Below are 7,262 nucleotides of genomic sequence, written 5' to 3'. Positions count from 1 at the left end.
CGGCGAACCTGCCGACGATCCTGTACTCGCTGTTCTGGAGGCGGTTCAACACCTCCGGCGCGCTGTGGAGCATCTACGGTGGCCTCGGGGTGTGCGTGACGCTGATCGTGTTCTCCCCGGCCGTGTCCGGGAAGGCGACCTCGATGTTCCCGTCCGCGGACTTCGACTGGTTCCCGTTGGCCAACCCGGGCCTGGTGTCCATCCCGGTGTCGTTCTTCCTCGGCTGGCTCGGCACGGTCCTGTCGAAGGAGCGCGACGACGCCAAGTACGCCGAGATGGAGGTCCGCGCGCTGTCCGGCGCGGGCGCCGAGAAGGCCACAGCGCATTAGCCGTCGAGGGCGCGGGTACGTCTTCACCCGCGCCCTACCGGCGCGCGTGGCAGCATTGCCACGTGATGCCGCAGAACGTGCCCACTGTGTCCGTGTCCGACCTGTCCGCCGACGCGGTCCTGCTCGACGTGCGCGAGCAGGACGAATGGGACGCGGGCCACGCCCCGAGCGCGGTCCACCTCCCGATGGGCGAGTTGGCCGCCCGGCTCGACGACGTGCCCGCGGGCGCCGCCCTGAACGTGATCTGCCGGTCGGGCGGGCGGTCCGCGCGGGTCACCGAGTACCTCAACGCCAACGGCCGGGACGCGGTCAACGTCGACGGCGGCATGCAGTCCTGGGCGGCCGCAGGCCGTCCGGTGGTCAGCGCGTCGGGTGCCGATCCGCAGGTCATCTAGCGTGTATCCGCACCGGCCGCACCGATTCGAGTGGGTAGCGACCCCGCCGCCCGGCTCGTCACCGCCCCCGGCGCCGGTGCGGCGGGCCATGCCCTACCTCGGCCCACCCTCCTACGCCACCCCGCCGCGCTGGGGCTTCCCCGCGCTGGCGTGGCGCTGGCCGACGTCGGTTCCGGGCGTCGCGAACGACGAGCCGGTGGCGGTCGAGCGGGTCCGCGGCCGGGCGCGGCTGGCGGTGTCGGCGCTGTGGATGCAGGCCGTGGTCGCGGTGCTCGCGGCGGGCGCCGAGGTGTGGCGTTACGTGCTGCTGGTGGACAGCAGGAGCACCGCCCTTTCCCGCGCCACCGTCGATCTCTCGGACACCCTGGTGGTCTCGGGTGCCGTGCTGGCGATCGCGGCGGGCGCGCTCTCGATCATGCTGACCCTGTGGTGGCTCGCCCTCGCCCGCCGCGCCGCGGCCGATCTCGCGGGCTACGCCCCGCCCCGGCCCGACTGGCACCTGCTCCCCGGCCTGGTGGTGCCGGGGGTGAACCTCGTGATGCCCGGCGCCGTTGTCGCCGAACTGGAGCACGCCGTGCTGCGCAGGCCGGTGGCGGAGCGCCCGCGGCCGACGCGGCTGGTGCGCTGGTGGTGGGCCGCGGTGGTGGTCGGCGGGCTACTGTTCGCCGCGACCGTCCTGTGGGGCTTCCGTGCCGGCGTGCAGGCCCAGGCGGACGGCGTGCTGCTGCACGCGGCGACCAACCTGGCGGCCGGTGTCGTCGCTGTGCTGACCGCGTTGGTCGTGGCCCGGCTGTCGTCGCTGATCGCGCCCATCGACCCGGCGTCCGTCCGGCTGATGCGGGTGGTGCGCGTGGACGGCGCCCCGGAGCCGCCCCTGCGGGCCGTGCGCCAGACGGGCGCCAAGCGCTGACCGGTCACCCGGTGACGGGCAGGGTGTGCAGGCCGCGGAGCACGAACTCCGGCCGACGCACCGCCGGTCCGGCCGCTCGCAGCTCCGGCAGCCGCGTGACCAGCGCGCGCAGGGCCGCGGCGATCTCCACCTGGGCCAGCGGCGCGCCAACGCAGTAGTGGATACCCGCCCCGAAGCCCAGGTGCGCGTTCGGTGTCCGCCCGATGTCGAGGCGGTCCGGCTCGGCGAACACCAGCGGGTCGCGCGCCGCCGCGCCGAGCAGGGCGGCGATCTTCGCGCCGGGCTCCACCACGTGCCCGGCGATCTCGACCCGCGCCGTCGCCGTGCGCACGAAGAGCTGCAGCGGCGAGTCGAAGCGGATCAGCTCCGCCACGGCGGTGGGCAGCAGGCCCGGGTCGGCCACCAGCCGCGCCCACTGGTCGCGGTGGCCGAGCAGGGCGTGCACGCCGTTGCCGATCACGTTCACCGTCGCCTCGTGGCCCGCCATCAGCAGCAGCACCGCGGTGGCGATCAACTCGTCCTGCGTGAGCCGGTCGCCGCCGTCGCGGACGGCCACCAGGTCGCTGATCAGGTCGTCGGCGGGCTCCCGGGCGCGGTACTCGGCCAGCTCGCGCAGGTAGTCGACGAACTCGTGGGACGCGGTCTCGGCGGCGTCGGCCAAGTCCGGCGTCAGGTCGTACTCGTACATCTTCACGATCGCGTTCGACCACGGCCGCAGCAGCGTCCGGTCGTCGGCGGGCACGCCGAGCAGCTCGCCGATGACCTCGACCGGCAGCGGCGCCGCGAGGTGTTCGAGCAGGTCGGCCGAGCCGTCGGCGGCGATCCGGTCGGCCATCCCGGACACCATCCGGTCGGCCAGCGCCTGCACCCACGGCCGCAGCCGCTCGGTGTGCCCGCGGGCGAACGCGGCGGCGATCAGCCTACGCAGCCGGGTGTGTGTCGGCGGCTCGTTCTCCAGCAGCGAATCGCGGTGCAGCAGGTTGAACGCGGCGAACGCCTCGACCGGGGCCACGTCTGTCCACAGGCGACCGAGCGCGCGGTCGCGCAGCACGGCCGAGCACGCCGCGTGCGAGACCGCCACGGCCAAGCCGAGGCCGTCGTGCCGGTGCACCTCGCCCCTGGCGCGCAGCTCGGCGAACACCGGGTAGGGGTCGGCGAGGAACTCGGGGTCGTTCACGTCGAAGCTCACCGTGCCACGGTAAGCGTGCGATGATCCCGGCCGTGCAGCCAGCCGTCGTCGCGCACCGGGGTGCGTCCGCACACCTCGCCGAGCACACCCTCGCCGCTTACGCGCTCGCCATCGACCAGGGCGCCGACGCGCTGGAGTGCGACATCCGGCTGACCCGCGACGGCCACCTCGTCTGCGTGCACGACAGCCGCGTCGACCGCACCAGCAACGGCACCGGCCGGGTCAGCGAGCTGACGTTGCGCGAACTGTCCGAATTGGACTACGGCGGCGAACTCGGCGTGCTCACCCTGGCTGCGCTGCTCGGCCTGGTAGCCGACCACGGCCGCGACACCCGGCTGTTCATCGAGACAAAGCACCCCGTCCGCTACGGCAGGCTGGTGGAGACCAAGCTGGTGGCGCAGCTCGCCCGGCACGGGCTGGCCACGCCAGCGGCGAAGGCCGAGTCGCCGGTCGTACTGATGTCGTTCTCCGCCATGGCCGTGCGCCGGATGCGGGCCTACGCGCCCGCGCTGCCGACCGTGCTGCTGTTCACCCAGCTCTGGCCGATCCTGCGCGACGGCTCGCTGCCGAGCTGGGCCGACCACCCCGGCCCCGGCGTGCACCTGCTCCGCCGCGACCCCGGCTACGTCGCCCGCGCGGCCGAACGCGGCAACTCGACCTACTGTTGGACCGTCGACGACCCAGCCGACATCCGGCTGTGCGCGCGGATCGGCGTGCGCTGGCTCGCCACGAACGCGCCCGCGGCCACCCGTGCCGTCCTGGGCGCGGGCTGATTGGGTAGCGTCCGACGCATTGTTTCCGGTGTTGATGAGGAGTTCGCAGATGTCCAGGCGGTCCGCGGTGAAGAACGCCCGCAAGGTCAAGGCGCAGGACTCTTCGGGGATCGCGCCGCGCCAACCCTGCCCGTGCGGCTCGGGCAAGCGCTACAAGGCGTGCCACGGCTCGGCGGGCGGCGTGGTGGACGTGCCGGTCGCGCGGCCGTTCGAGGGGCTCGGCGGGGAGTGCGAGCTGATCGCGCTGCGCGAGTTCGTGCCGTCGGGCACCGCGAAGCTGCCGCTGGTCACCGGCGACCGTGAGGTCACCCTGGCCACCGTGCTGCCGATGGCCGCCGCGGCCCTGGTCCGCGCGGACGGTGTCGCGTTCGTCGGCCTGCAGGTGCAGACCCGGTCCAACGACATCAGCCGTGACCTCGCCCGCGCGGTGCGCTGGGTGCTCGACGCCGAGCCGGGCGACGTGCTGCCGGTCGTCGGCCCGGAGACCGACCCGGGCGACAAGCCGGAGCGGCTGCAAGACCTGGTCGACCTGGACGCCCCGATCGAGGCCGCGGTGCACAGCGACTTCACCTGGTGGATGCCCGAGGGCAGCGAGCCGTCCGGCGAGGTCGCGCTGTCGCTGGAGCGGGCCAACAGCGCCATCCTGCCGACCGAGCGAATCGGCCCGGCGGCCTACTGGGTCGACGCGGGCGAGAAGGCCCACCTGCGCTGGGTGCGCCCGGAGCCGGAGGAGCAGCTCCTGGCCGCGCTGGCCCGGCTGTCCGCCCGCGGGGAGCTGGGCCTGGGTGAGGGCTCGCGGTACGCGGGCTCGTTCCGCGCGCACGGCCTGCTCGTGCCGGTCTGGGACCTCGACCGCGAGCTGCACGCCCGCGAGTGGGCCGAGGGCGCGGAGCAACTCGGTGTCCGCATCGAGCGGGCGCTGGCGTCGCTGGACGCGGAGCCGCTGACCGGCGAAGAGCGCCGGGCGCGCGACGGCCTGCTCGGCAGGCAGATCACCATCCGATGATCCTGCACATCCACCCGCGTGCGGGGTGGCCCGCCGCCGAGGTCCGCGCGCCGAGCCTGGACACCGAGGGGTTCGTGCACTGCTCGGACCCCGGCACGGTGCACCTGCCCGCGAACCGGCTCTACGCGGGCCGCACCGACCTGGTGCTGCTGGAGATCGACCCGGCCCTGGTCGGCGTGCCGGTGCGGTGGGAGGCCGCGGTGCCCGCCCTGCCGGACGGGCCGTGGTTCCCGCACGTGTACGGGCCGATCCCGGCCGCGGCGGTGGTCGGGGTGCACGAGTTCGCGCCCGGTTCGGACGGGCGGTTCACGCTGCCCGCGTCGATCGCGGAGCGCGGGTAATTCCCATTACCCGATCGAGGGACGACCGCTCGACATTTGTCCAGATTCGGCCGAAAGTGAAACCGGGGCGCCCCGTTCGTGCGTCTACTCGCCGAACGTGGCAGGCATGACTGGGGAGGGGCAATGGCGGGAACAGAGGTAATCGCCCGGGATCTGCGCGACTACGCGCGGTATCTGCACGTGGGGGTGGCGTCCGATCTGGACCTGATTCGGATGGACGCGCGGTACGAGGGCTGCAACGGTGACGGGTTCACTTTCCTGCTCTCACCGCTGGCCGACGTGATGAATTTCGTCGGCCTGAACCTGGTGGACGCGGCGTTCCGCATGGGCATGAACAAGATGCGCAACACCGCGGACGGTCTGCACGCGACCGCGTACGACTACGGCCTGGCCGAGATCGAGAACCAGGAGCGGCTCAACCGCACCAACCGGGGTGGCAACCGTGCCATTTAGCGACGTCGACGAGGTGACGCCCGCGAACATCGAGGTGGCCACCACCCCGCTCGCGGAGAAGCTGCGCGGCAGCTACGCCGTCACCGACGTCATCGACTGGTGCTGGCGCAACTTCCTGTCCGACCTCGGCGAGGGCGGGCTCTACAAGACGCTGGTCGAGCCGGTCACCGGCGACTTCAACCGGATCGCGGCCAACGGCGACGCGTGGAACCACGTGGCGGAGTCGCTGGGCAAGGTGTCGAACAACGTCACCGAGAACGAGGTGAAGCTGATCACCGAGTCGTGGACCGAGGGTCCCGCTCGGGCGGCGTTCCAGACCCACATCGAGGTCACCTGGGTCGGCGCGCTGTTCATCGCCAAGAAGAGCGCCGAGTACATGGCGAAGGGCTTCGAGAAGCTCTCCGAGTACTCGATCATCGCCGCCGAGAAGGTCGTCTCGATCCTGGACCGGATCATCGACCGGATCATCAAGCTGGCGGCGAAGGCGGTCCCGGCGATCGGGTGGCTGGTCGGCGCGGTCGAGTGGATCGCCAGCGGGTTCAAGGACTTCCCGTACTGGAGCGACGTCGACGCGATCATCGGGCTGGTCAACGACGTGCTCGCGCTGCACCAGACGATCTCGGACCTGGTGGCGAACGCCGACGCCTACTTCAAGGCGTTCCAGGAGGTGCTCGACGCGGTCGGTACCATCCCGGAGATCAACTCCACGCACGACGTCCTGGCCATCGCGGACACGATCAACAGCGGCCGCCAGGACATGGACCAGGCGCGGACGGACTTCGAGCAGTCGCAGCGTGATCTCGACCAGCAGCTCACCGAAATCGACACCCAGGCGCGGGCCGGTGGCCTCTAGGCCGGAAGGGAGTCCCCCGGTGACCTCGCCAAGGGACTGGAAGACCACGGAGATGATCCGGGCCGAGCGCGACCTCGACAACAGCATCGAGGACGCGGTCGCGCAGTTCGACCGGATCGATCGGAACCTGGCCTGGCTGGACGACGCGGACGAGCCGATGACCGACGAAGAGGTGGACAGCTTCCGCCAGTTCGTCACCGGACCGGGCCTGACCGCGCAGTGGCGGTGGGTGGCGCAGCGGATCGCCGAGGGCTCGTTCACCTGGCGCGACGTGATCGAGGGCGGCGCGCGGTCCGACCCGGACGTCGTCGCGGCCTGGGACTCCATGGCCAGTGTGCGAGTGCAGTCGCTGTCCGAGCCCGGACCGGCGGGCCAGACCCCGGCGCAGCAACCGCGCCGGGCCGCGACCGACGAGGAGTACTTCGAGGACTACTCGGTGTTTCGGAAGGATCTCCTGTGAGGCGGCGCCTCGCGGCCGTGCTGGTCGGCGTCGCGGCGGTCTCGGGTTGCGGCGGCGGTTCGACTGCCGCACCGTCCACTTCGGAGCAGTCCGTTGTGGACGTCGACCCGTGCGGTCTGCTCAAGCCGGAGGAGGTGCGGGCCTACCTGCCCGAGGCGAAGGCGCCCTCGCGCGGATTGGACCCGCACCGCGAGGACGGCAACGGCCTGCCGCGCTGCGTGTGGGGAGATCCGGCGGAGGGCCGGTCGGTGACGCTGCTGATCGTGCCGCCACCGCAGGACGAGGTCGTCAAGCGGACCTCGGACAAGCTGGAGATCGCCGGTCGCCCCGGGTACAAGAAGTCCGCCGCGGGCAGTGCCTGTTGGCTCTACGTCGAGGCCGGGCCCGCGTTGGTCGGGTTCGACGCCAAGCCGCCGTCCGGTGTCGTCGAGGACACCTGCAAGGCCGCCGCGGACACCTTGAGCACCGTCCTGACCCGGCTCGGCTGGTAAGGCGCAGACCGGTGGGGGGGGGGGGCCGCGGGCGGCCCCCCACCCGGGCGGGCCGAAACAAA

10 protein-coding genes and 1 pseudogene are annotated in these 7,262 nt (G+C 72.3%); 10 read left to right on the top strand and 1 reads right to left on the bottom strand.

Annotation, left to right across the window (positions count from 1 at the left end):
- From ACT4N7_RS26660 to ACT4N7_RS26650, 3 genes and pseudogenes are all read left to right on the top strand, one after another.
- Positions 1 to 329, top strand: a pseudogene (locus ACT4N7_RS26660) (cation acetate symporter); the annotation flags it as partial.
- A gap of 65 nt (positions 330 to 394) precedes the next feature.
- Positions 395 to 724 (top strand): rhodanese-like domain-containing protein, encoded by a 330-nt coding sequence (locus tag ACT4N7_RS26655; RefSeq protein ID WP_444831610.1) that lies wholly within the window; start codon positions 395 to 397, stop codon positions 722 to 724.
- Positions 725 to 812: 88 nt separating this feature from the next.
- Positions 813 to 1,634 (top strand): DUF4328 domain-containing protein, encoded by an 822-nt coding sequence (locus ACT4N7_RS26650; RefSeq protein ID WP_444831609.1) that lies wholly within the window; start codon positions 813 to 815, stop codon positions 1,632 to 1,634.
- Between the two features lie 4 nt (positions 1,635 to 1,638).
- On the opposite strand, the gene ACT4N7_RS26645 is transcribed toward ACT4N7_RS26650, so the two are convergent.
- Complete coding sequence (locus tag ACT4N7_RS26645; protein ID WP_444831608.1) at positions 1,639 to 2,823, bottom strand: cytochrome P450; 1,185 nt, start codon at positions 2,821 to 2,823, stop codon at positions 1,639 to 1,641.
- Between the two features lie 32 nt (positions 2,824 to 2,855).
- On the opposite strand from ACT4N7_RS26645, the gene ACT4N7_RS26640 reads away from it, so the two are divergent.
- The 7 genes from ACT4N7_RS26640 to ACT4N7_RS26610 all read left to right on the top strand — a co-directional run bounded on the left by ACT4N7_RS26640 (position 2,856) and on the right by ACT4N7_RS26610 (position 7,200).
- Entirely contained in the window at positions 2,856 to 3,596 is a 741-nt protein-coding gene (locus ACT4N7_RS26640) for a glycerophosphodiester phosphodiesterase (protein WP_444831607.1), read from the top strand.
- 49 nt (positions 3,597 to 3,645) lie between these two features.
- Entirely contained in the window at positions 3,646 to 4,602 is a 957-nt protein-coding gene (locus tag ACT4N7_RS26635; RefSeq protein ID WP_444831606.1) for a DUF5926 family protein, read from the top strand.
- Entirely contained in the window at positions 4,599 to 4,943 is a 345-nt protein-coding gene (locus tag ACT4N7_RS26630; RefSeq protein ID WP_444831605.1) for a DUF952 domain-containing protein, read from the top strand. The genes ACT4N7_RS26635 and ACT4N7_RS26630 overlap by 4 nt, the downstream gene beginning before the upstream one ends.
- A gap of 123 nt (positions 4,944 to 5,066) precedes the next feature.
- The gene (locus tag ACT4N7_RS26625) at positions 5,067 to 5,396 is read left to right on the top strand and encodes a hypothetical protein (protein WP_444831604.1); all 330 of its coding nucleotides are present in this window, start codon (positions 5,067 to 5,069) and stop codon (positions 5,394 to 5,396) included.
- Positions 5,386 to 6,249, top strand: coding sequence for a hypothetical protein (locus ACT4N7_RS26620; protein WP_444831603.1), 864 nt, complete (start codon positions 5,386 to 5,388; stop codon positions 6,247 to 6,249). Before ACT4N7_RS26625 ends, ACT4N7_RS26620 begins: the two co-directional genes overlap by 11 nt.
- 19 nt (positions 6,250 to 6,268) lie before the next feature.
- Positions 6,269 to 6,709 carry a hypothetical protein gene (locus ACT4N7_RS26615; RefSeq protein ID WP_444831602.1) on the top strand — a complete coding sequence of 147 codons (441 nt, stop codon included), beginning with the start codon at positions 6,269 to 6,271 and terminating at the stop codon, positions 6,707 to 6,709.
- Positions 6,706 to 7,200 (top strand): DUF3558 family protein, encoded by a 495-nt coding sequence (locus tag ACT4N7_RS26610; RefSeq protein WP_444831601.1) that lies wholly within the window; start codon positions 6,706 to 6,708, stop codon positions 7,198 to 7,200. Before ACT4N7_RS26615 ends, ACT4N7_RS26610 begins: the two co-directional genes overlap by 4 nt.
- The last annotated feature ends 62 nt before the right edge of the window (positions 7,201 to 7,262 follow it).

Source organism: Actinokineospora sp. (genome assembly GCF_052390155.1).
Taxonomy (GTDB): domain Bacteria; phylum Actinomycetota; class Actinomycetes; order Mycobacteriales; family Pseudonocardiaceae; genus Actinokineospora.
The sequence above is the reverse complement of the archived record's forward strand: the minus strand, read 5'-3'. Positions and strand labels throughout refer to the sequence as shown.